Here is a 21,605-nt window from a genome sequence, read left to right on the forward strand (position 1 = left end):
CGCGGCGTCGCGGATGAGACTCGGCCCGACTCGGTCACTCGGCGACATCGCGCCTTCCAGGACGCCGCCCGCTGCGGGGTCGGCCTCGCCCGGACTCCGTCATCCCCGGGTCCCGACCCGCCGCACCTCGATCAGCGCCAGGCTCTCCGGGTGGAGCGTCGGTGCCTGGACGCCGAGCACGGACAGGACGCGGCCCGGCAGTTCGACGCCCTCCGGTGTCCACCAGGGCAGCGGGCTGGTGACCGGGCCCCGGACCGCGTCCCCCGGCGGCAGCGGGGTGACGGCGTAGAGCGCGTCCTCGGCCAGACCGGGCAGGCGCACCCGGCCCGCCGGCACCTGCACGCTCGTGGCCTTCTGCACCACCGCGTACACGGCACGGGACCGGTCGGGGGCCACCACACCGTGCACCAGGACCGCGGGATCGTGGTGGTCGGCGTGGACCACCGTCCCGCCGTGCAGCAGCGGCCGGAGCCGCTTGTGGGTCTCGATCCACTCGGCGAGCCGGCGGCGCTCCTCGGACGTCGCCCGGGCGAGGTCCCACTCGATGCCCATGTGGCCGAAGAGGGCGGTCCCGGCGCGGAAGTCGAGGCCGTGCGTGCGGCCCGTGGTGTGCGCGGCGGGGGAGCCCACGTGCGCACCCATCAGTTCGGGAGGCAGCAGCATCCCCGTCCAGAGCTGGATCTGCTGCCGTTCCAGGGCGTCGATGCAGTCGCTCGTCCACACCCGGTCGCTGCGTTCGAGGATGCCGAGGTCCACCCGGGCGCCGCCGGAGGAGCAGGACTCGATCTCCAGCCCGGGGTGGCGCCGGCGCAGCTCGTCCATCAGCGCGTACACCGCGGTGGTCTGGGCGTGCACCCCGCCGACGCCATAGGGGCCGCTGCCCGCGTCGACCAGATCGCGGTTGTGGTCCCACTTGAGGTAGTCGACGGCGTACTCGCCGACCAGGGCGTCCAGACGTTCGAGCACGTACGCGTACGCCTCCGGGCGGGCCAGGTCCAGCACCTGCTGGTGCCGGGCCTCGGGCGGCATGCGCCCGGCCGCGGACAGGATCCAATCCGGATGGGCCCTGGCCAGGTCCGAGTCCGGGTTGATCATCTCCGGTTCGACCCACAGGCCGAACTGGAGCCCGAGGCCGCGGACGTGCTCGACGAGCGGATGCAGCCCCTGCGGCCAGACCTCGGGGTCGACGTACCAGTCCCCGAGGCCGGCCCGGTCGTCGCGGCGCCCGCGGAACCAGCCGTCGTCCAGGACGAACCGCTCGGCCCCGACCTCCGCCGCCGCGTCCGCGAGGGCGGTGAGGGTGTCCAGGTCCTGCCGGAAGTAGACGGCCTCCCAGGTGTTCAGCGTGACGGGCCGCGGCGTGGCCGGGTGGTGGGGGCGCTGCCGCAGGTGGGTGTGGAAACGCCCCGCCATGGCGTCCAGGCCCCGGCCGTACGCGCCCAGCAGCCACGGCGTGGCGTACGCGGCGCCGGGCGCGAGGCGGATCTCGCCCGGCAGCAGCAGCTCACCGCCGCCGAGGAGCGAGACCCCGGCGTTCGTCCGCTCGGCGAAGGTGCGGTGGTTGCCGCTCCACGCGACGTGCAGGGCCCACACCTCGCCCTCACGGAAGCCGAAGCCGCGCTCGCCCACCGCGTGCAGCAGCGTGGCGTCGACGCCGGTGCGTCCGCGGCGGTTCTCCCGCAGGTGCGTGCCGAGCGTGAACTCGTGCCGCTGCGGGGAACGTTCGCGCAAGTGACGGCCCGTCAGGTCAAGGACCTCGGTGGCGTGCGCCGGTACCGGGAGGGTGAGCTGCAGGGCGTCCACCGTGTAGGGGCCGGTGCCCTCGTTGGTGAGCTCCGCGCGCTGGCGCACCAGGCCCGACGCGGTCAGCTCCAGCTCCCACCGCAGGGTGAGCCCGGCCTGGTCGTCCACGGCCTCGACCGCCAGGGAGCGAGGAGCCGGGACGCGCACCTCCCGGACGGTGAACGCGCCGGTGAAGTCGGCGCCCTCGCGGTGGCCGGACAGCCCCGGGGTGCCCAGCCAGCCGGCCGACTGCTCGGGCAGCACGCTCACCGGCACCGGGACGTCGGGAACGCTGGTGCCCAGCTCGGCGCGGCTCGCCAGGGCGAGCGAGGCGAGGCCGCCGGGGCCGCCGGGCGCCGTGTCGCCCGGGTCGCCGAGTTCGCCCAGGTCGGCTCCCCAGTGCAGGATCCGGGGCAGCCGGGGGCCCGAACAGTCGAGCACGAGGCTCGTGCCTCCGGCGCGGAAGTGGAGGAGGTGCTCGGTGATCACGTACCTAGGCTTTCGACGGGTCGGGTGGGTGCGGCAGGGTCCACGACGGTCAGCTCGCCGACGCCGGCCTCCAGTGCGTCCCGGGCGTGCGCGTCGATGCCCGAGTCGGTGATGAGCAGGTCGGCCGTCCCCAGCGAGGCGATGGCCGCCAGGCCGGGCGTGTCCCACTTGGTGTGGTCGGCGAGCACCACCACCCGCCGTGCCGAGCGGCACATCGCCCGGTTCGTCTCCGCTTCCTCCAGGTTGGGCGTGCTGAAGCCGGTCCGGGCGTCCATGCCGTGGACCCCCATGAACAGTACGTCGACCCGCAGCGAGGCCAGTGCGGCGACCGCGACCGGCCCCACCAGGGCGTCGGAGGGGGTGCGGACGCCGCCGGTGAGGACGACCGTCTGCTTCTGCCGCCGGCGGGCCTCCAGCACCTGCGCCGCCCGGACGCTGTTGGTGACCACCGTGATGTCCGGGACGTCGAGGAGGCGTCGGGCGAGGGTCCATGTGGTGGTCCCCGCCGTCAGCGCGATCGCGGAGCCCGGCGCGACGAGCCGGGCGGCCGCGGCCGCGATGGCCTCCTTGGCGGTGACCGCACGGGAGCGCTTCTCCCCGAACGCCGGCTCCGTGGTGGTGCCGCCGTGCTCCGGTGTGACCGCGCCTCCGTGGACCTTGTCGAGCCGGCCCCGGCGCGCGAGGGACTCCAGATCGCGCCGGATCGTCATGTGGGACACGCCGAACCGCTCGGTCAGAGCGCCGACCCGGATCGAGCCGTGCTGCCGGACGAGTTCGGCGATCCTCTCCTGCCGCTGCCTTGCCAGCATCCCGTCACCGCTCCGACGGCGGGGTGCCGTCCTCGCGCAGCACCACGACGTCGCCCGCGCGGACGACGGTCTTGCCGTCGGCGACGGTGCCGCTCAGCAGATCGGTGCCCACCGCGGGGACGAGAACGTCACGGGAGGTGTGGTTGATCAGGAAGAGGTAGGTGCCGTCCGGGCCGTGCCTGCGGACCGCCTCCACCCCGGCCGGGACCTCCGCCGGCGCGGTGACACCGGCCTCCCGGCAGACCCGGGCCAGCAGCGCGCGCAGGGCGTCCGCGTCCGGCCGCGTCGCCACGTACCAGGACACCCCGGCGCCGTAGGAGCTGCGGGTGATCGCGGGGTGTCCCGCGACCGGGCCGCCGTGCGAGGGGTCCGCGTCGAACGACACGATCGTCTCGGCGCCGCGCGGCTCCACGAGCTCACTCCACACGGTGGCCCGCGAGCCGTCGGAGAGCCGCACGGTCTCCGCCTCGCGCAGCGGGAAGAACTCGTCGACGCGGACCCCGAGCAGGTCCCGGTACGCCCCGGGGTGGCCGCCCAGCCGCACGTGGTCGTTCTCGTCCACGACACCGCTGAAGAAGCCGACGGCCGCGTGACCGCCCTCCCGTACGAAGGCGTCCAGCCGCGACGCGTCCGCGTCGGACGTCAGGCAGAGGCTGGGCACCAGCACCAGCCGGTGCCCGCTCAGATCGCTCGCGGGGTGCACCAGGTCGCAGGTGACGCCCAGCGACCACAGCGCCTCGTACCAGGCGCGCACCAGGTCGAGGTAGCGCACGTCACGCGAGGGGGTGGCGTCCGTCTCCAGCGCCCACCAGGCGTTCCAGTCGAAGAGCAGGGCCACGTCCGACTCGACGCGGCTGCCGCGCACCTCGGCCAGGGCCTTCAGGTCCTGCCCGAGGGCGGTGACCTCGCGCCAGGTCTTGGTGTCGGTGCCGCCGTGCGGGAGCATCGCCGAATGCCACTTCTCGGCGCCCGCCCGGGACTGGCGCCACTGGAAGTACAGGACGCCGTCGGCGCCGCGCGCCACGTGCGCGAGACTGTTGCGCCGCATCTGCCCCGGGGTCTTCGCCACGTTGCGCGGCTGCCAGTTCACCGCGGAGGTGGAGTGCTCCATCAGCAGCCACGGAGCGCCGCCGCCCATGCCGCGCGCGAGGTCGGCGTCGAGCGCAAGCCCGATGTGCGCCTCGGGGTCCGCGGCCGTGAGGTACTGGTCCACGGAGACGAAGTCGCACTCCCCTGCGAAGGAGAACCCGTCGACCTTCTTCTCCAGTGTGACCAGCAGGTTGGTGGTCAGCGGCACACCGGGGGACAGGCGGCGCACGATCTCCGCCTCGCGCCGGTGCAGCGCCAGCAGCGCGTCCGAGGAGAACCGCCAGAAGTCCAGCTGCTGGGTCGGGTTCGGCACGGCGGCGGTGGCGCGCGGCGGCATGACCTCCGCCCAGTCGCCGTACCGCTGGCTCCAGAACGCCGTCCCCCACGCCTCGTTGAGGCCGTCGAGGTCCCCGTACCGCTCCCGCAGCCAGCCCCGGAACGCCTCGGCGCCGGCGTCGCAGTAGCAGTGCGCGTTGTGGTTGCCCCACTCGTTGTGCAGGTGCCACAGCGCGAGCGCGGGATGATCGCGGTACCGCTCCACGAGCCGTTCGGTGAGCCGGCCGGCCGCCTCGGCGTACGCGGGACTGCTCGGGCAGAACGTCTGCCGCGAGCCGTGCGTGAGCCGGACGCCGTCGGCGGTCACCGGCAGTGCCTCGGGATGCCGCAGGGAGAACCACGGCGGCGGGGACGCCGTGGCCGTCGCCAGGTCGGCGGCGATGCCGTGCGCGTGCAGCAGGTCCAGCACCTCGTCGAGCAGCCCGAACTCGTACTGCCCGGGCCGCGGTTCGAGGAACGCCCAGGAGAAGACACCGACGGTGACGAGGTTGACGCCGGCCTCCCGCATGAGGCGGACGTCCTCGTCCCACACCTCGCGCGGCCACTGCTCCGGGTTGTAGTCGCCGCCGTAGGCGATGCCGCCGAGCCGGTCGGACAGGTGCTTCAGCCCGTCGGTCACGACTTCACCGCTCCTGCCGCGAGACCGGCCTTCCAGTACCTCTGCAGGACCAGGAAGGTGATGACGATCGGCACCACCGACACGAGTGAGCCGGTGAGGCTCAGGATCTGCAGCGAGGGGTCGCGGCTGACCTGGGACTGCCAGGTGAACAGCCCGAGGGTGACCGGGTAGAGGCGGTCGTCCTGGAGCATCACCAGGGGCAGCAGGAAGTTGTTCCAGATGACCACGAACTGGAACAGGAAGATCGTGACCATCGCCGGGGACATCAGCCGCAGCGACATGGTGAAGAACGTCCGCAGCTCGCCCGACCCGTCGATCCGGGCCGCCTCCAGCAGCTCGTCGGGCACGGACGCCGCCGCGAAGATCCGCGACAGGTAGACGCCGAAGGGGCTGACGACGCTGGGCAGGAAGACCGACCAGAACGTGTTGGTGGCGTCCACCTCGGCGAACAGCAGGAACAGCGGCAGCGCCAGCGCGGTGGCGGGCACCAGCACACCGCCGAGCACCACGGAGAACAGGAACTCCCGGCCCCGGAAGCGGTACTTGGCCAGGGCGTAGCCGGCCATCGCGGACAGCAGGGTGCCGACGGCCGCGCCGGCTCCCGCGTAGAGCAGGCTGTTGAGGAGCCAGGGCAGGTACACCCCGTCCTGCTTGGCGAACAGCGCCCGCAGGTTGTCGAACAGGTGGAAGTCGGAGAACCACAGGCCGAACGAGTCGACCAGGTCGCCCTGGCTCTTGGTCGAGGAGACGATCAGCCAGAACACCGGCAGCAGCATGTAGACGGCGATGACGACCAGGAATCCGGTGGCCGCGATCACCGCCAGGCGGCTCTCCCGGGGGCCGCGCGGTGCGGTCGCGGAGGTCTGACGGGGCGCGTGGGCGCCCGCGGTGTCGGTGAGGAGGCTCATGACTCGCCCTTTCGGCCCGTGAGCTTGAGGAATCCGAACGACAGGACGAACGTGGCCAGCGCCAGCGTCACGGACATGGCCGCGGCCTCGCTGTAGTTGTTCGCCGAGGCCAGCGAGTAGGCCGCCAGGTTGGGGGTGTAGGTGCTGGTCACGCTGGTGGAGATGGAGCGCAGCACCTGCGGTTCGGTGAACAGCTGCAGCGTCCCGATGATCGAGAAGACGCCCGTCAGGATCAGGGCCGGACGCAGGATCGGCACCTTGATCCGCCAGGCGATCTTGGCCTCGCTCGCGCCGTCCATCCGGGCCGCCTCGTAGATGTCGGACGGGATGGCCTGCAGGGCGGCGTAGATGATCAGCATGTTGTAGCCGGTGTACGTCCAGGTCACGACGTTGCCGATGGACCACAGCATCATCGACGAGCCGAGGAAGTCCGGCGCTGAGCCGGACTTGTCGAGCAGGTCCACGATGGGCGACAGCCGCGGGTCGTACAGGAAGGCCCACATGAGCGCGGCGATCACACCCGGGATGCCGTACGGCACGAAGTAGGCGATCCTGAAGAACCGCTTGAGGCGGGCCACGGTCGAGTCGAGCAGCAGCGCGAGCACCAGCGCCAGCAGCAGCATCACCGGGATCTGCACCAGCCCGAAGACCAGCACCCGGCCGACGCTGCCGAGGAACTCGGCGTCGCCGAGGACTTCCTTGTACTGGTCGAGACCGGCGAACACGGTCGCCTTGCGGCCGAAGGTGCCGCCGGTCCGCTCGGTCTTGAGCAGGCTCTGGTAGAAGGCGTAGCCGACCGGTAGCAGGGTGAACAGGACGAACGGCACGAAGAACGGCAGGAGAAAGAAGACGGGCGCCCAGTTCCGTCTGCGGCGGGCCGGGACGCGGGCGGGGGCGGTCTGCGCCGGCGGCGGGGCTGTGGCCGCTATGGGGTCGGCGGTCATGTCGTGGTCTCTTCCTGGGGTGGGCTGTGCTGGCGAGGGGGAACGGGCCGCGAGCGGGACCCGGCGGTCGGGGCCGGGGCCGCGGGTCTCACCCCGGCCCCGGCCCCCTGCCACCTACTTGGCGACCTCCAGGGACTGCTTCTCCAGGGAGTCGACCGTCTTCGTGTCGGTCGAGCGCAGCGCGTCCTTGAGGGTGCCCTTGCCGCCCAGTGCCCCGGCGATGCCGTCGCCCATGAAGCGGTAGGTGTCGGTCATCGTCGGACCGAACGTCCAGTCGGTGGTGACGTTCTTGGAGGCGTCCGCGAAGACGTCGAAGATCTTCTGGCCGTCGTAGAAGTCCACCGGCTTCTTCAGCGCCGCCAGCTCGAGCCCGGCGGTGGCCGCGGGGTAGAGACCGCCCTCACGGTTGAGGATCTCCAGCGCCTTCGGGTCGGTGTTCAGCCACAGCGCGAACTTCGACGCCTCGTAGGGGTGCTTGCTCTTGCCGAGGACCGCCGTGGTGGAGCCGCCCCAGTTGCCGGCCTTGTTCTCGCCCGCGGACCACTGCGGCATCGGGGCCACGGCCCACTTGCCGGAGGTCGCCTTGGCGTTGTCCCGGATGGTGCTGTACCCCCAGGCGGCGCTGACCCAGGTCGCCACCTCGCCGTTGTTCCACGCCTTGTAGAGCGCCGGGGAGAAGCCCTGCAGATCGGTGGCGACCAGCTTCTCGTCGATCATCTTCTGCCAGTAGTCGGCCACCTCGCCGGCGGCCGGGCTGTCGACCTCGACCTTCCACGTGTCGCCCTCCTGGGCGAACATGTTCGCGCCCTTCTGCCACAGCAGACCGCTGAACCAGTTCGGGTCCGTCTGCGAGAAGTGCGTCATGTACGCCTTGGGGTCGGCCTTCTTCAGCTTCTTGGCCGCCTCGTAGTACTCGTCCCAGGTCTTCGGCACGGCTATGCCGTGCTTCTCGAAGAGGTCCTTGCGGTAGAAGAGCGCCATCGGGCCGGTGTCCTGCGGCACCGCCCAGACGCCGTCCTTGCCGTCGGCGCCGAAGGTCACCTGGGACCAGGTCCAGTCGACGAAGTCGCCCTGGGCCTCCTTGACGCCCGCGCACGAGGCGATGTCGGTGAGGCCCTCCTGCAGGCGGAAGCTCGCCAGGGAGTCGTACTCGATCTGCCCGAGGTCGGGGGCCTTGCCCGCCTTCAGGGCGTTCGACATGTTCTGGTAGGTGCCGGCGTTACCGGCAGGGGTCGACTTGACGGTCACCTGGATGTCGGGGTTCTGGCGGTTCCACTCGGCCACCGCCTTGTCCACGCCGGGGATCCAGGACCAGTACGTGAGCTTGACCTTGCCGTCGCTCTTCTCGCACTTGCCCTGCTCACCCGACGCACTGTCCTCGGTGCCCGAGCCGCCGCACGCCGCGGTGGCGAGCAGGGGGAGTGCGGCAAGGGCCACCAGGGCCCGGCGAAGCGCGGGGCGATGGGTCCGCAGTGACATGGCGTCTCCTCGGGTACGTGCCGCTCCGCTACGTGTCCCGGAGTGGCGGGGTGCGCACACATTGACTGTTAACTACGCGTAAAGTCAACACACTCCATCGCTAGATAACGGAATCAAACATGAACCGTTATCCGGCTGCCTGGTCGTTCGAGGATTGGTCTCTACCTGCGGGGATCGGCTTTGCCGATCACCGGACGGGATGGTCGAACGTTGCCAGAAGACGTTTCAGTGAATATGCGGGAGTGAAGCCGGATGGGGAGGGGCGAGGCCCGCCGGACGGCCCCCGGCCCTCCGGTGCCCGGCGGTGCTCGGCCGGGTTCGATGCCTCAAGGGGCCTTGTCCGACGGGCTGGACGAGGAATCGGTACGGCGGCGTCGTTCGGTTGGCCGGACGGTCCTCGGCTGCCGTCCCGAGCCCGACTCGGCATATGCGGGCGCATACGCGCCTTGGCCCCGTCCTGGGCCCGCTGTGTGCGGGGGCGGGGGCTCGCTGCGTCGGCGTCGGGTGCGGGAGGCCTGGAAGGTCGTCGCTTCCGCCACCGGAGCGGGCGAGCCCTCGCGGCGTCCGGACGGTGGCCCGCGTGAAGCGAAGGCCGGAGTCGTGGGCGCGGGGGCGCCGGCGATGCCGTCGGCGCGCCCGGTGCGCGGCATGGCCGCCCCCGGTGCCCGGCGCGGTCGGCGGAGTCTGTCGCCGAGGGGGTCCGGGGTTGGGGTGAGGTGCGGGGAGGTCGGGAGGGCTGGGCCTGGGGTGAGGTGGGGAAAGCGTCCGTGAGAGCGCTCTCATGATGCGCCGCCCGTATTGGTGTGCAGTGGCGGGGCACCGCCCGCCAAAAACGCACATCCGCGCACACGTACCCGTGCGGTCGGCGAGGCCGGTCCCCGATTCACCAGCGCCGTAAGCGACTTGAGTCAATACCCGTCGGCGGCGAACTTGGTCCCGTACGTAACAGAACCCTGCTTGATGTGTTGACCGTTCGTTGACGTGAGCCTACGTTGACGGCGACTTGAGAGCGCTCTCAGAAGGGTTGCGCATGAGATTCCGCAGACGTCTCGCACTCCTGTCGACGGCCGCCCTGGCCGCCACGGGTCTGGCGTCCACCGTCGGCAGCGGTGTCGCCTCCGCCGCCACCATCGACGTGGGGAAGGGAAGCTACAGCGACGTCCGGCCGGCCGGGAGGCAGGGGCCGTCGAACAACGGCGGCCAGGCGGTCAAGCCGAAGGTCACGTCCGCCATGGCGGACAAGCCGGTGCCGACCAACGACTGGTGGTCCTCGCTGATCTTCCAGCGGTTCGCCTCCAATCCCTGGTCGGAGAACATGTACGGCCACCCCCTCACCTACAAGGCGGTGTCCGGGGGTCTGGAGGTCGGCTATCCGACGGACCATCAGATCGTGGGCGGCGGACGGCAGTACGAGTTCGCGCACAAGGCCGACCTGACCCTCGGCCTCGCGGGCCTCAACTCGCCCGACGCCAAGGCGGACGGGTGGAGCGACTGGACCGTCACCCCGTACTGGAAGGACTCCGCGCGCACCCTGCGGGCGACCATCGGCCACGGCCTGCCGTACGTGTACGCGGAGGGCACCGGCGGCGCGGCGCAGATCAGCGCCGCAGCACCGCCGACGGTCTTCGCCGACCAGGGCAACGTCCTCGGCGTCACCATCTCCGGACACCACTACGCGCTGTTCGCCCCGAGCAGCAGCGACTGGACGGTCTCCGGCAACGCGATCCGCGCCGACCTCGGCTCCAAGGACTACTTCTCCCTGGCGGTCCTGCCGAGCAAGGAGGCGCTCGCGGACTACGAGAAGTACGCCTTCAGCTTCGTGACCGGCTCCAAGGTCGACTGGGACTACCGGGAAGGCGACGGCGAGGTCAAGGCCACCTACTCGCTGACCACCGAGGCGAAGGAGGGCGAGGAGACCGGAACCCTCCAGGCTCTGTACCGCCACCAGTGGCTGCACACCTCCGACCCGCTGACCGACTACAGCTACGTCTCCTCGCGCGGTGAGATGAAGGTCCGCGAGGGCAAGTCGTTCACCACCACGCAGAAGGTGAACGGCGTCCTGCCCGGGCTGCCGAGCGCCGCGGGCGTCGACAAGGCCAAGCTGAAGACGTACATCAACGACGTGCTGACGCAGGGCGATCCGTTCAGCGGCGCCATCGACACGTACTGGACCGGCAAGGCCCTGGGCAAGCTCGCCCAGCTCGTGCCCGTCGCCGACCAGATCGGCGACACCGCCGACCGCGACAAGCTCCTCCAGCTCATCAAGGCCCGGATGGAGGAGTGGTTCACCGTCGGCGGACCGTCCGAGTTCTCCTACGACAAGGACTGGCGCACCCTCATCGGCTACCCGGCCTCCTACGGCAGCGACCAGGAGCTCAACGACCACCACTTCCACTACTCGTACTACGTGATGGCCGCGGCGATCGTGGCGCAGTACGACCCGCAGTGGGCCGCCGACTCCGAGTGGGGCGGCATGGTGAAGGAGCTCATCAAGGACGCCGCCAACCCGGCCAGGGACGACACCGAGTACCCCTTCCTGCGCGGCTTCGACGCCTACGCCGGTCACAGCTGGGCCGCCGGTCACGAGGCCTTCGCCGCCGGCAACAACCAGGAGTCCTCCTCGGAGTCGATCAACCTCAGCGCCGGCCTGATCATGTGGGGCTCGGCCATGGGCGACAAGGCGCTGCGCGACCAGGGCGTCTACATGATGATGACCGAGTCGGAGTCGATCGCGCAGTACTGGTTCGACGCCGACCAGAAGGTCTACCCCGAGGACTTCACCCATGACGTCGTCGGCATGGTCTGGAGCAGCGGCGGCGCCTACGCCACCTGGTGGACCGCGAACCCCGAGGAGATCCACGGCATCAACTTCCTGCCCGTGACCGGCGGTTCGCTGCACCTGGCGCGGGAGAAGGAGATGCTCCGACGCAGCGTGACCGAGATGGAGAAGGAGAACGGCGGCCCGGCCGTCGAGTGGAAGGACATCTTCTGGCAGGTCCAGGCCCTCTACGACCCCGGCAAGGCCATGCAGTACTGGAACCAGTGGAACGGCGGCTACGTCCCCGAGGCCGGCGAGACCAAGGCCCACACCTACCACTGGGTCGCCACGATGAACTCCCTCGGCGCGCCGGACATGACGGTCACGGCCAACACGCCGACGGCCGTCGTCTTCGGCAAGAACGACACCAAGACGTACGCGGCGCACAACTACGGCGCCGAGGAGTGCTCGGTGGTCTTCTCCGACGGCGGCGTGCTGAACGTCCCGGCGAGGTCGACCGCGTCCGGAGCGGGCGACGACACCAAGCTCGCCGCCCTGTGCGGCGCCACGGGCGGCGGCGAGGACCCGCCGCCCGCGGACGGGAAGCCCTCCGCGCCCGGCACCCCGGTGGCCTCCGGCGTCACCGAGACCTCGGCCAAGCTGAGCTGGGACGCGGCGACCGACGACAAGGGCGTGAAGAACTACGACGTCTTCCGCGGCACGACCAAGGTCGCCACCGTCACCGGGACCACGCACACGGACACCGGGCTGACCCCCGGCACGAAGTACACCTACACCGTCAAGGCCCGCGACACGGCGAACCAGGTCGGGCCGGCCAGCGGCAGCGTGACCGTCACCACCGCCGGCGATCCGCCCCCGCCGTACGTCACGGGCGACACCTTCTACCTGCGCTCCGGGGGATCGCTCGCCACCGAGGCGACCGCTACGGGCTCCTCGGACACCATCCCGGCCGCGGGCGGCACCACCCACGACGGGGCGCCGAAGAACCCGGTCGTCTACGAGGTGAAGAACGTCAAGGGTGCCCTGAAGGCGGGCGCGAGCACCGCCTTCACCTTCAAGGTGGACGCCGGCGCCAACGTCGGGTACGCCCAGCAGGCCCGGGTCTCCTACGACCTGACCGGCGACGGCACCTTCGACCGCGTCGAGACGTACCGCTACTTCGCCACCGACCCGGTCCCCGGCTGGGAGGACTACTCCTCGGCCCGGCAGGGGCTGCACTCGTCCTCGGGCACCCTGGGCGACCTGAACGGCGGCACCGTCCGCGTCGAGCTCTGGAGCGCGCTCGGCAACGGCCCGTCGACCGTCGAGGTGGGCAAGGGGTCGGTCCTCACCATCCCGTTCGCCTGACGACGTCCGGCCAGGCCGGCGGGACGTGCCCACCGGCCTGGCCGGGGCGGCCAACGGCGGCCGCAGGCCCGCCGGCCGGTGCCTGCGGCGGTGCCTGCGGCGGTGCCTGCGGCGCGCGTCCACGCGGAGCGGCCCGAGCCGCACCTCCCTCCCGTCCCTCCCGCGCCGAACAGCCGCTCCCTCCCGCGCCGAGCCCGATGACCCCCCCTGGAGGCACCACATGCCCATGTCCCGAAGAAGCCGGGGCTCTCTCGGCTCCTGGTGGCTCGCTCCGCTGGCCGCGGCGGTGCCGGCGGTGGCAGGCCTCGCCGCCGCCGGCACCGCGTCCCACGCGGAGGCGGCGGTGCCGGACACCATCCCGCTGACCCTGACCAACAACTCCGGCACCGGCCGGCAGATCCACCTCTACAACCTCGGGACCGAGCTCACCACCGGACGCCAGGGCTGGGCCGACGCCGACGGCACCTTCCACCCCTGGCCGGGCGGCGGCGTCCCGCCCGTGCCGGCGCCCGACGCCTCCTTCCCCGGCCCGGCCGACGGCGAGTCCATGACGATCCGGCTGCCCAAGTTCTCCGGCAGGCTCTACTTCTCCTACGGCGAGAAACTCGACTTCCGGCTGGCCACCGGCGGCCTGGTGCAGCCCGCCGTGCAGAACCCCACCGACCCCAACCGCGACATCCTCTTCAACTGGTCCGAGTACACGCTGAACGACTCGGGCCTGTGGCTGAACAGCACGCAGGTCGACATGTTCTCCGCCCCGTACGCGGTGGGCGTGAAACGGCCCGACGGTTCGGTCACCACCACCGGCCACCTCGAACCCGGCGGCTACCAGGGCTTCTTCGACGCGCTGGAGGAACGGGGAGGCGGCTGGGAGGAACTGATCCAGAGGCGTGCCGACGGCAGCGTCCTGCGCGCCCTCGCCCCCAGCCACGGCATCGAGGCCGGCGCCGCGCTGGAGGACTCCCTGGACGACTACATCGACCGCGTCTGGCACAAGTACTCCACCGAGACGCTCACGGTGACGCCGTTCTCCTACCGGCCCGACATCACCTACCACGGCGGGTCCGGCATGAACCGGCCCAGGTACCGCACACTCGTCAGCTGGACCGCGAACCCGAGCCGGTTGTGCGCCCGCCGCTGAACCTGCACCTTCTCCAGATCCGAAGCGCCAAACAGGGCCCCGAGGGCTCAGCGCACGATCCGGATGAACCGCGCCTTGCGGGCGATGGCTTCCCAGAACTTCGCGTCGGTGGACCGCTCGGTGGCGTACTGGAAGACCGCGACCTCGGCGTTGGCGTTGCCCTGCCGGATGACACGGCCGTTGCGCTGCTCGACGTCGGCCGGCCGCCCCAGATCTGGTCATTGCCGTCCTCCGGCCGCAGATGCCGCCAAATGCGGTCCTTCAGCGGGGCTGGCATCTCACTGCTCTTACGGTCCGAGTCGACCGCCTCAGCTGCTTCACGCGGCGCAGGGCAGACCAAGCCCAATCAGATCGGCTCGTACGTGGCGGTCTGGAACATCGCGTAGGTGGTGCCCCCTGTGCCGTCCCGGTCGGGGCGGCACAGGGGAGACAGGACCCGGCGCGGGGCGGTGACTCGCGCAGAGCAGGGAACCAGCGGCGTCGTGCCATGTCACGCCTCCCCGCCGCTCAGCCATACCGCGAGGGCCAGTAGGGCACCGAACAGCACGGACCAGGGATTGAGGCAGTACGCCGCCGCGGTGGCCAGGGTCAGGCCGGTGGTCAGGGCCAGATAGCCGGCGATCTGCGCCCGGCGGGCGGCGGCCGGCTCGTCGTAGAGGATCCCGCCGCCTGCTGTCGCGGTGACAAGGCCGACCAGGAGCAGCGCGACGGGCGGGGACGCTTGGTAGAGGGCTCCTAGCAGGCCGACCGTTCCGACGCCGACCAGGAGGAGGCCGAGCAGATCGCGGGCGAGGCGCCGCCGCGGTGTCCGATGGCCGGGGGACGGTGGGGGCTGCGTTGGAGGATTCACGCGGCGGACCGTAGGAAGGCCGGCCCGTTTGCGTCGCGGGCTACGCGCCGCGCGCGATCACCAGGGCAGCCAGTCGCCCGCGTCGGCCCGGCCGTGGGAGGTGTCGCGGGCTATGACGATGCTGGCCACGCCGAGCCAGGTGGCGACGGCAACGAGGATGAAGACGATCGTGGAGAGCTGGCCGTGGCCGGTGCCGTGGTAGGTGAGGCCGCCGGACACCGCGCCGAGGACCAGGCCCAGGAGGAGGATGCGCACGGGGGTCCTATCGGGCGGGGCGCGAGACGCCGGAGACGTAGGCGCTGATGCCGCGCCGCTGGATGTGGCCGCCGGGCACGAGCTTGGTGCTCGGGGGCGGCTGGGGGATCTTCCGCTTGGCGCGCACCGTCTGGTCGCCGCCGATGAGGTGCCGGTTGTCGATGAGGGCTTCGCAGTCCCGGCCGGCGACGTCCTCGTAGGGGCGGCGGCAGGAGCGGCAGTAGACCTCCAGCGCATCGACGCGGGTGTCGCCGGGGGCGGTGAAGGAGCCGCGGAAGTCGGCTTGCTTCGCGATCCGGTCCTCGACCTTGATCTCCGCGGCGACGATCCACACGTGCGCGAGCGAAGCGACGGGGGCGGGCGTGGGTTCGGCCGGCGGGGGCGGTGCCAGCGGCTGGTCGAAGAGATCGGCGAAGAGTTCGATCTCCAGTTGGTCCCGTACTACCGCTGTCGTCACCTGAAAGTCCTCCGAGTATCTCAGTGGCCCCCCAGCGTCAACGCCTCGATGCCATATGGACGGAGTGACTGGCCAAGGCGTTACACCTGAAGCCTTGAGAGAGGCGAGAGACACAGAAACCCCCGCCGGTGGCGGGGGCTTCTGGAGGTGTCGGAGAACGGGTCAGGTGGCGTCAGGACGATGCCACGGCTGTGTCGGCCGCCAGGGCTCCAGCCGCGGAGGCAGCTTGCTGAACGTGGGCAGAGGAACCCGCTCGGCCTGGAGCGCCTCGTCCCGCCCCGTCTCGTTGGCGGCCGCGGCACGGTCTTCGGCGACGCTGACCGGTGTCCACTGGTGTCCGTCCCATTCCTGGATGCCGCGCGGCGCGCTCGGGGCGACGTGGGCCCCCTGCTCCGCCTGCTCGCCGAGCCGGACCGCCCGACGCTCCCCGGGCTTAGGGCGGCGCTCCTCGCGGCGCGCTACCCACTCCTCAAGAGATTCGTCTTCCACCGGTGTGCTCCCTCCCCTGTCTTGGTTCAAGCCACCGTCACTGCATTTGTTCGAGCATGTCGTACAAGCGGGGCTGCTACTGCCAGCCGTGCAGGGTCAGGGCGCCGGCCTGCTTGAGGCAGCCATGCAGGCCCGCCTCCGGGTACTCGATGAGGTCCTCGGGCAGGTCATGGTCGGCGAACCACTGGAGCGTGAGGCACTTCTCGGGCTCCTTGTTGGTGGGAGTGCCCTCCCACTCTGTGGCCGTGAAGAAGAAGCCGATCCGTTCGGAGCCGTCGCCCTGGTGGTGGTGCACGACGTGAAGGAGCCGCAGATGAGCAGGGTCGACCCTGACGCCGGTCTCCTCGAACAGCTCACGGGCCGCCCCGGCGGTCAGGGTCTCGCCCTGGTCGAGCTTGCCGGACGGCAGGTGCCACCGGCGGTAGCCGTAGGGGCCGCCTCTCTGCGAGAGGAGGATCTTCTCGCCGTCGCGGAGAAGGACGTGGGTGTCGATGATGGGCTGTGCTGGCTGTCCGCTCATGTTTCCTGGGGGGTCGGGGAGGTGGCTGAGGCCTCCGACGGTAGCGGGAGCGTGAGGATCGCGTCCGCGATTCGCTGCGCGACGTGCGGCGGGGAGATCTCGGTGGTGTCGATCGCCAGCACCTTCGCGCCCAGGCCCTCGATGTAGGCCGCGGCGTCCTGGTACAGCTCCACCTCCCGAGCCGGGGCCGTCGGGTCTGCGCGAAAGCGATGCGTCACGCCGGCTGCGGCGATACGGCGGCCGATCGTGTCGGGGGCCGCGGTGAGGACCACCGCCAGGTCGGGCGGTGGTGCGTAGGCGTTGAGGAGTTGGAGGAAGTCCATCGGCACGCCGTCGAGGCGCTGAAGCACGAACGTTGACGCTACGTACCGGTCGGAGACGAGCAGGTCACCGCTGGCGAGGGCCGGGGCGATGGTCGTCTCGACGTGCCGGTACCGGGCGGCTGCCACCAGGCAGGCCAAGGCCATGCCGTGGAGCTGACCGCCGTGCGTGCGGGTGAAGTCGCCGAGGAAGTCCCCCGAGGGCGGCTCAACCGTCCACCGGGCGGCCGCACCGCGGGCGGACAGCTCCTTGCGGAGTTCCCGGATGGTGGTGGACTTCCCCACCCCGCTCGGCCCGTCGATGCTGACAAAGAGCCCCTTGCGCGCGCCGGTCATGCGGCGACCTCCAGCCCGTCGACCTGCTTCCGCTCGTGCTGTTCCCGGGTGAGCACGGCGAGCGTGGACCGGATCTCGTCCAGAGGGACGCCCCCGAACTGGATTCCGACACTGAAGTTGAACTCGTCGCGCTGGCGCATGGACTCGTTCGCACCGTCCTGGGTGAGGTCCACGTCGCCGTAGGAGAGGAGTTCGTCTGCCTTGTAGCCGTCCTTGATGAGGGTCTGCCACACCGGAGTGCCGGGGTAGGGCCGGAACTCGAACACGCTGGCCCGGATGTCGCCGGGGTGCTGGTCGGCGATGGCCCACAGGGTGCGGATGTGCTGAACCGTGGCCGCGAGGTCTTCGTGGGACTCGCCGGGGAAGCCGAGGATCAAGTAGCCCTTCACGCCGATGCCGTGGGCGACGAGCCGCCGAGCCACGCGTTCGGTCATCTCGGCGCTGATCCGCTTGTCCATGGAGGCAAGGATCCGGTCGCTGCCGGACTCGATCCCCAGCGCGACCTCCCGCAGACCGTTGGCGACGAGCATCTCCAGCTCTCGGTCTGTGCAGCGGTCGAGGACGTTGATCCGTCCGGTGGCGTCCCACACGTACCGCTCGCCGATCCGGTGCCGGGTGAAGACCTCCATCTGTTCGTCGATGACCCGCTTCGCCCCGAGCAACAGGTCATCCACGAACCGGAACGCAGTCACGCCGTACTGGGCGTGCAGAGACTCCAGTTCGCCGATGATGTTCTCGGGGGAGCGGACCCGGATCTTCACATCCGGGTTGGCGCTCCAGGCGGCCCCGCAGAACGTGCAGTTGTACGGGCAGCCGCGGCTTCCCACGATGTTCTCCTCAAGGTGCCCGTGTGCGGCGCCGGCCGCCAGCCAGTCGGCCGCGCGGCTCGCAGCGAGACGGCGATCAGTAGGCGTGGGCGCGGCCCGGTAGGGGTCCTGCGGCAGGAAGGCCCGGTTCACGTACGGCAGGGTGTTGATGTCGGGCCCGAGCAACTCCGCGCTGGTGCGTGCGTCGGCTACGCCGCCGGCCCGGCTGCCGATGAGCGGATCCCGCCAGAGCACTCCGGGCAGCTCCCGACGACGCTGCTCGTCCTCCAGGAGGGCCGCGACGCGCAGCTCTCCCTCGCCGAGAACCAGGGCCTTGAGGTGGCGCATGCGGGGATCGGCGAGGACACGGTCCGGCATGGCCTTGGCATGGTGCCCGCCGACCATGAGCGCGATCTGCGGGTTCAGCTTCTCGGCGATCCGCGCGGACATCTCGTACGTGGGGGCGAGGAGGTTCATCGCGGCCCAGCGCGGCGCCATGTCGTTGACGAGCTGCGCCGTCTCCTCGATGCCCAGCCCGTGCGCTTCGGCGTCGAGGACACCGACGTTGAAGCCCTGGCGCTGCGCGTAGGTGGCGATGTACGCCATGCCCAGGACGGGAAGGGTGTAGTCGTTGGTCCGGGGTCGTTCGGCGTAGTCGCACCGATCGCCTGGAGCGGGGTGCGTTCCGTCCAGTGGTACGTGCGCGGGGGCGGCACGTGCGCCCACGCGTCAGCAGGACGCTGGGGCGGCGCCTTGCCCGGCTCCATCCGGTGGACGAGCAGGTCGGCGTTCACATCCCGCTTCGGGTCGACTGGCCGTCCCGCTTGCTCCACGACGTAGCCCAGCGACCGCAGGCCTGTGGCCACGGCCTCCAGGCGCGTATCCCAGTCCGATCCGACGCGGTGGTCTGGATGCCACTGGACCAGCACACACAGGTGCGCGCCGCGCGGCCAGGCGCACTCCGGTGCGTACACGGCCCTGGCCCAGACGTCGCCGGGCGCGATGTCCCGGTCGTGGAGGGCGGTGCCGTTCTGGTAGCCCGTCACCACCCAGTTCTCCCCAACCTTGAGCTGGTCCAAGTCGTAGTTGACCACCAGGGGCCCGGTCCGGTTCGGGTCCTCCCTGTCGTAGACGGGTGGTCTCGTCCAGTAGCTGCGCACGGTGTCCTTTTCAGGTTCGGAAGGTCGAGGTGCAGAAGGCTCCGTCACGGGACTCGCAGGCCAGGGGCAGGTCACCTGATCACAGACCCCTACCAGGCGCAACCCCCGAGCTCCCCGAGATCGAGCTCATCAACGCCAACGACCGCCCACACTGGACCAAGAAGGCGAAGATCACCGCGGCGATACGCGCGGCCACCGCGGCGGCGGCACGTGACGCGCGGGTGCTGCGGCTGGCCCGGGCGCGGGTGCTGTACCTGGTCCACCCCACGGCGCGCACGCGGATCTTCGACCCCTCAAACTGGTCGCTGTCGGCGAAGGCCGCCGTGGACGGCCTGTCGGACGCCGGGGTGTTAGAGGACGACAACGCCGCGGTGGTGACGGGAGTTGACCCCCGTGCAGGAGCGCGCCAGAACGGCGCGACCGTCAGAATGTCGCTGGTCGTCATCGACCCGGGGGAGGAGAAGCAAGGTGACTGAGCAGAGAACGGCCCGGCAGCACGCCATCGACCTGTACGAGGAGGCGGGGGTAGGGCCCGCGCTTGGCTCCACGTACGCGGACGCACTCCTCGCCCTGCGCGACACGGAGACCGCAGCCAACCTGCGCGCCGCTGGGTTCGAGCGGGCGGCAGCACTGATCCAGCCCGACCCGGACCTGATCGACGCTGCATGGGGAGAGGACCAGTGACCGCGAAATCGCCGATGGAGCGGCGGCCGTCGCCCGTCGACAACGGCGTGGACGCTCGACCCGTTCTCGGGCGACACCGGCCCCGGTCCGACGTCCAGCCCCACCGGCGACCCGTCCCCGTCCCCGAGCGAGACCGGCCCCGGAGAGCCGACCTCCCCTCCGCCGTCGAGCCCCACCCCGACCGTGACACCGACGCTTCCCCCCCTCCGGCGACACCTTCTTCCTGCGCTCGGGCGGCCGACTCGGCACCCGGACGGGGGCGGACGCGAAGGCCGACACCGTCCCGTCCGCCGACGGGACCAACCACGACGGCACACCGTACGCACCGCTCGTCTACGAGGTGCGCGACGTGGTCGGCACCCACGACCCCGCGCGTGCCACGGACTTCACCTTCCGCACGGACGCCGGGACGCGCGTGGGTCTCGGCCGGCAGGCCCGTGTGTCCTACGACCTGACCGGTGACGGAACGTTCGAGCGGGTGGAGACCTTCCGCTACTTCGCGACCGACCCGGTCCCGGGCTGCGAGGAGTACCGGGGGTCACGAGCCGGGTCGCACTCCGCGAGCGGGAGACTCGGGGACATGTCCGGGGGGACGATCCGGGTCGAGGTGTGGAACGCCCTCGGTGACGGTACGGCCGCTCTGGAGGTGGACTCGGCCTCCGTCCTCAAGGTTCCGTTCTAGCCGGCGCGGCACCCGCTCGACGACTCGTCAGGGCCGGTTCTCTCCAGCAACCGCCCTGCGAGTCCCGCGGATCCACGCTTCGCCGACGACACCCGCCGGGACCGTCACCGGCCCACGGGATCACCGTCGGCCCCGTCGTTGCGGGCGTACAGCGCCATGTGGCCGCCGTGGTGCAGCGGTGAGCCCGGCCGCAGCCGGGCCGCCTCGCGGCCCGTCGCCGCGTCGACGATGTGCACCTCCCCGTGGCCGCCGCGGGTGACGGCGATCCAGTCGGAGCCCGGTGAGGCGGCCACCGCTCGCCGCTGGACGCCCTCCCAGGGTGTGCCGCCGCGCCGCGGAGCGCCGTCCATCGCGGGCAGCGGGACGCGGCGGACGCTGCCGTCGGCGCCCAGCAGAACCAGCTCGTCGCCGTCGGGGTGGATCCGGGTGAACGCGGTGTGGCGCCGCGCGAGGGCCAGCCGGAAGACGAGCCCGGGGCCGAGCTCCGTGAGCCGCGTGCGGCCCGCCTCCAGGTCGTGGTGCCATGCCTGGTTGGTCCACTCCGGCCAGCGCAGCGGGTCCGGGTCACCGCCGCGCAGCGTGCTCCACAGCGCCGGCCGGCGGGTGTCGAGCCGCAGGTACCAGCCCCGGGCGGGGGACTCCCAGGGGATGACTTTCTCGGCGGCGAGGCCGTCGCCCTCCCTCCGGGCCCGGTGCACCCCCTCGCCCGTGGCCGCGAACACCCGTCCCGCTCCGGGTGCCTGGGCGTCTCCGTGCCCGTCGTCCGGGAGCGGCAGGAGCGCGTGCGGTGTGACCGCGGGGCAGCCGGGCGCGGCCGCGAGGAGGTCCGCGAACCGGTGCACGGCCAGCGCCCCGGGCTCCCGGTGACGCAGCACGACCAGCGGGTCGCCGTCGCCCAGCACCGTCACACCCGGCTCGCCGGAGCGCGTACGCACCCGCGCCGCCTCTCCGGTGGCCAGGTCAAGGACCGTCAGCAGGTCCGACCAGGGCTCGGTGTTCCTGCCCAGGCCGGTGGTCACGGCCAGGTGGCGACCGGACGGGTCGCAGGCGAGGTGCTCGGCGGGTACGGCGACCGGGACCGTGCGCTCCACGAGCCGCTCGGCGAAGGGGGCGAGCACCAGCAGTTCGCCGCGACGGTCGTCGACGCAGGCCACCCGCCCTCCCGGCAGCGCCAGGAACCCGGCGTGCTCGGACAGGTGTCGCCCGGTGAGCCGTCCTACGACGGCGCCGTCCGGCACGGACAGCACATGGACGCGGCCGTACCCGTGGTCGGAGACGAGCAGGACGGCGGGGGCAGCAGGCATGAGGTCCTCCGGAAAGCAGA

Annotated in this window: 18 protein-coding genes and 2 pseudogenes; 5 read left to right on the forward strand and 15 right to left on the reverse strand. The window is 71.3% G+C overall.

What is annotated here, in order from left to right:
• Nucleotides 1-99 precede the first annotated feature (99 nt).
• From ACFW6P_RS13710 to ACFW6P_RS13735, 6 genes are all read right to left on the reverse strand, one after another.
• Nucleotides 100-2,271 carry an alpha-galactosidase gene (locus ACFW6P_RS13710; RefSeq protein WP_386423728.1) on the reverse strand — a complete coding sequence of 724 codons (2,172 nt, stop codon included), beginning with the start codon at nucleotides 2,269-2,271 and terminating at the stop codon, nucleotides 100-102.
• Nucleotides 2,268-3,080: a DeoR/GlpR family DNA-binding transcription regulator gene (locus ACFW6P_RS13715; RefSeq protein WP_386354616.1), complete on the reverse strand. Its 813-nt coding sequence runs from the start codon at nucleotides 3,078-3,080 to the stop codon at nucleotides 2,268-2,270. The genes ACFW6P_RS13710 and ACFW6P_RS13715 overlap by 4 nt, the downstream gene beginning before the upstream one ends.
• A 4-nt stretch (nucleotides 3,081-3,084) precedes the next feature.
• Nucleotides 3,085-5,124 (reverse strand): beta-galactosidase, encoded by a 2,040-nt coding sequence (locus tag ACFW6P_RS13720; RefSeq protein WP_386354613.1) that lies wholly within the window; start codon nucleotides 5,122-5,124, stop codon nucleotides 3,085-3,087.
• Nucleotides 5,121-6,032 carry a carbohydrate ABC transporter permease gene (locus tag ACFW6P_RS13725; RefSeq protein WP_386354610.1) on the reverse strand — a complete coding sequence of 304 codons (912 nt, stop codon included), beginning with the start codon at nucleotides 6,030-6,032 and terminating at the stop codon, nucleotides 5,121-5,123. Before ACFW6P_RS13725 ends, ACFW6P_RS13720 begins: the two co-directional genes overlap by 4 nt.
• On the reverse strand, nucleotides 6,029-6,976 hold the full coding sequence (locus ACFW6P_RS13730; RefSeq protein WP_386423729.1) for a carbohydrate ABC transporter permease: 948 nt from the start codon (nucleotides 6,974-6,976) through the stop codon (nucleotides 6,029-6,031). Before ACFW6P_RS13730 ends, ACFW6P_RS13725 begins: the two co-directional genes overlap by 4 nt.
• Before the next feature lie 114 nt (nucleotides 6,977-7,090).
• On the reverse strand, nucleotides 7,091-8,455 hold the full coding sequence (locus ACFW6P_RS13735) for an ABC transporter substrate-binding protein (RefSeq protein ID WP_386354605.1): 1,365 nt from the start codon (nucleotides 8,453-8,455) through the stop codon (nucleotides 7,091-7,093).
• A 1,030-nt stretch (nucleotides 8,456-9,485) separates the two neighbouring features.
• Between ACFW6P_RS13735 and ACFW6P_RS13740 the strand changes: the two genes are divergently transcribed.
• On the forward strand, nucleotides 9,486-12,581 hold the full coding sequence (locus tag ACFW6P_RS13740) for a glycosyl hydrolase (RefSeq protein ID WP_386354602.1): 3,096 nt from the start codon (nucleotides 9,486-9,488) through the stop codon (nucleotides 12,579-12,581).
• A gap of 220 nt (nucleotides 12,582-12,801) precedes the next feature.
• A pseudogene (locus tag ACFW6P_RS13745) lies at nucleotides 12,802-13,641 on the forward strand (beta-1,3-glucanase family protein); the annotation flags it as partial.
• Here ACFW6P_RS13745 and ACFW6P_RS13750 read toward each other — a convergent pair.
• The 8 genes and pseudogenes from ACFW6P_RS13750 to ACFW6P_RS13785 all read right to left on the reverse strand — a co-directional run.
• A pseudogene (locus ACFW6P_RS13750) lies at nucleotides 13,641-13,742 on the reverse strand (DUF4158 domain-containing protein); the annotation flags it as partial. The pseudogenes ACFW6P_RS13745 and ACFW6P_RS13750 overlap by 1 nt on opposite strands.
• A 470-nt stretch (nucleotides 13,743-14,212) precedes the next feature.
• Complete coding sequence (locus ACFW6P_RS13755; RefSeq protein ID WP_386354599.1) at nucleotides 14,213-14,572, reverse strand: hypothetical protein; 360 nt, start codon at nucleotides 14,570-14,572, stop codon at nucleotides 14,213-14,215.
• 57 nt (nucleotides 14,573-14,629) lie between these two features.
• Nucleotides 14,630-14,827, reverse strand: a complete 198-nt coding sequence (locus ACFW6P_RS13760) for a hypothetical protein (protein WP_386354596.1) — start codon at nucleotides 14,825-14,827, stop codon at nucleotides 14,630-14,632.
• A 7-nt stretch (nucleotides 14,828-14,834) separates the two neighbouring features.
• Nucleotides 14,835-15,284: a hypothetical protein gene (locus ACFW6P_RS13765; RefSeq protein ID WP_386354593.1), complete on the reverse strand. Its 450-nt coding sequence runs from the start codon at nucleotides 15,282-15,284 to the stop codon at nucleotides 14,835-14,837.
• A gap of 162 nt (nucleotides 15,285-15,446) precedes the next feature.
• Nucleotides 15,447-15,773, reverse strand: a complete 327-nt coding sequence (locus ACFW6P_RS13770) for a DUF6087 family protein (RefSeq protein WP_386354590.1) — start codon at nucleotides 15,771-15,773, stop codon at nucleotides 15,447-15,449.
• A 76-nt stretch (nucleotides 15,774-15,849) separates the two neighbouring features.
• Complete coding sequence (locus ACFW6P_RS13775; RefSeq protein ID WP_386354587.1) at nucleotides 15,850-16,293, reverse strand: NUDIX domain-containing protein; 444 nt, start codon at nucleotides 16,291-16,293, stop codon at nucleotides 15,850-15,852.
• Nucleotides 16,290-16,949, reverse strand: coding sequence for a dTMP kinase (locus tag ACFW6P_RS13780; protein WP_386423730.1), 660 nt, complete (start codon nucleotides 16,947-16,949; stop codon nucleotides 16,290-16,292). Before ACFW6P_RS13780 ends, ACFW6P_RS13775 begins: the two co-directional genes overlap by 4 nt.
• Nucleotides 16,946-18,481 (reverse strand): B12-binding domain-containing radical SAM protein, encoded by a 1,536-nt coding sequence (locus ACFW6P_RS13785; protein WP_386423732.1) that lies wholly within the window; start codon nucleotides 18,479-18,481, stop codon nucleotides 16,946-16,948. Before ACFW6P_RS13785 ends, ACFW6P_RS13780 begins: the two co-directional genes overlap by 4 nt.
• A gap of 463 nt (nucleotides 18,482-18,944) precedes the next feature.
• Here ACFW6P_RS13785 and ACFW6P_RS13790 point away from each other — a divergent pair, with 463 nt between their 5' ends.
• The 3 genes from ACFW6P_RS13790 (at nucleotide 18,945) to ACFW6P_RS13800 (ending at nucleotide 20,281) form a co-directional block, all read left to right on the forward strand.
• Nucleotides 18,945-19,391, forward strand: a complete 447-nt coding sequence (locus ACFW6P_RS13790) for a hypothetical protein (RefSeq protein WP_386423734.1) — start codon at nucleotides 18,945-18,947, stop codon at nucleotides 19,389-19,391.
• A complete protein-coding gene (locus ACFW6P_RS13795; protein WP_386354579.1) occupies nucleotides 19,384-19,599 on the forward strand; it encodes a hypothetical protein in 216 nt (71 codons plus the stop codon). The genes ACFW6P_RS13790 and ACFW6P_RS13795 overlap by 8 nt, the downstream gene beginning before the upstream one ends.
• A gap of 349 nt (nucleotides 19,600-19,948) precedes the next feature.
• On the forward strand, nucleotides 19,949-20,281 hold the full coding sequence (locus tag ACFW6P_RS13800) for a hypothetical protein (protein ID WP_386423735.1): 333 nt from the start codon (nucleotides 19,949-19,951) through the stop codon (nucleotides 20,279-20,281).
• Nucleotides 20,282-20,385: 104 nt separating this feature from the next.
• On the opposite strand, the gene ACFW6P_RS13805 is transcribed toward ACFW6P_RS13800, so the two are convergent.
• On the reverse strand, nucleotides 20,386-21,585 hold the full coding sequence (locus ACFW6P_RS13805) for a YncE family protein (RefSeq protein ID WP_386354574.1): 1,200 nt from the start codon (nucleotides 21,583-21,585) through the stop codon (nucleotides 20,386-20,388).
• Nucleotides 21,586-21,605 lie beyond the last annotated feature (20 nt).

The sequence above is a fragment of the Streptomyces sp. NPDC058741 genome, from assembly GCF_042746715.1.
Taxonomy (GTDB): domain Bacteria; phylum Actinomycetota; class Actinomycetes; order Streptomycetales; family Streptomycetaceae; genus Streptomyces.

Excerpts from the sequence above, each read along its gene's own strand:
- ACFW6P_RS13775 (WP_386354587.1), bottom strand. The coding sequence starts at position 16,293 with ATGAGCGGACAGCCAGCACAGCCCATCATCGACACCCACGTCCTTCTC.
- ACFW6P_RS13805 (WP_386354574.1), bottom strand. The coding sequence starts at position 21,585 with ATGCCTGCTGCCCCCGCCGTCCTGCTCGTCTCCGACCACGGGTACGGC.
- ACFW6P_RS13715 (WP_386354616.1), bottom strand. The coding sequence starts at position 3,080 with ATGCTGGCAAGGCAGCGGCAGGAGAGGATCGCCGAACTCGTCCGGCAG.
- ACFW6P_RS13735 (WP_386354605.1), bottom strand. The coding sequence starts at position 8,455 with ATGTCACTGCGGACCCATCGCCCCGCGCTTCGCCGGGCCCTGGTGGCC.
- ACFW6P_RS13740 (WP_386354602.1), top strand. The coding sequence starts at position 9,486 with ATGAGATTCCGCAGACGTCTCGCACTCCTGTCGACGGCCGCCCTGGCC.
- ACFW6P_RS13730 (WP_386423729.1), bottom strand. The coding sequence starts at position 6,976 with ATGACCGCCGACCCCATAGCGGCCACAGCCCCGCCGCCGGCGCAGACC.
- ACFW6P_RS13780 (WP_386423730.1), bottom strand. The coding sequence starts at position 16,949 with ATGACCGGCGCGCGCAAGGGGCTCTTTGTCAGCATCGACGGGCCGAGC.
- ACFW6P_RS13725 (WP_386354610.1), bottom strand. The coding sequence starts at position 6,032 with ATGAGCCTCCTCACCGACACCGCGGGCGCCCACGCGCCCCGTCAGACC.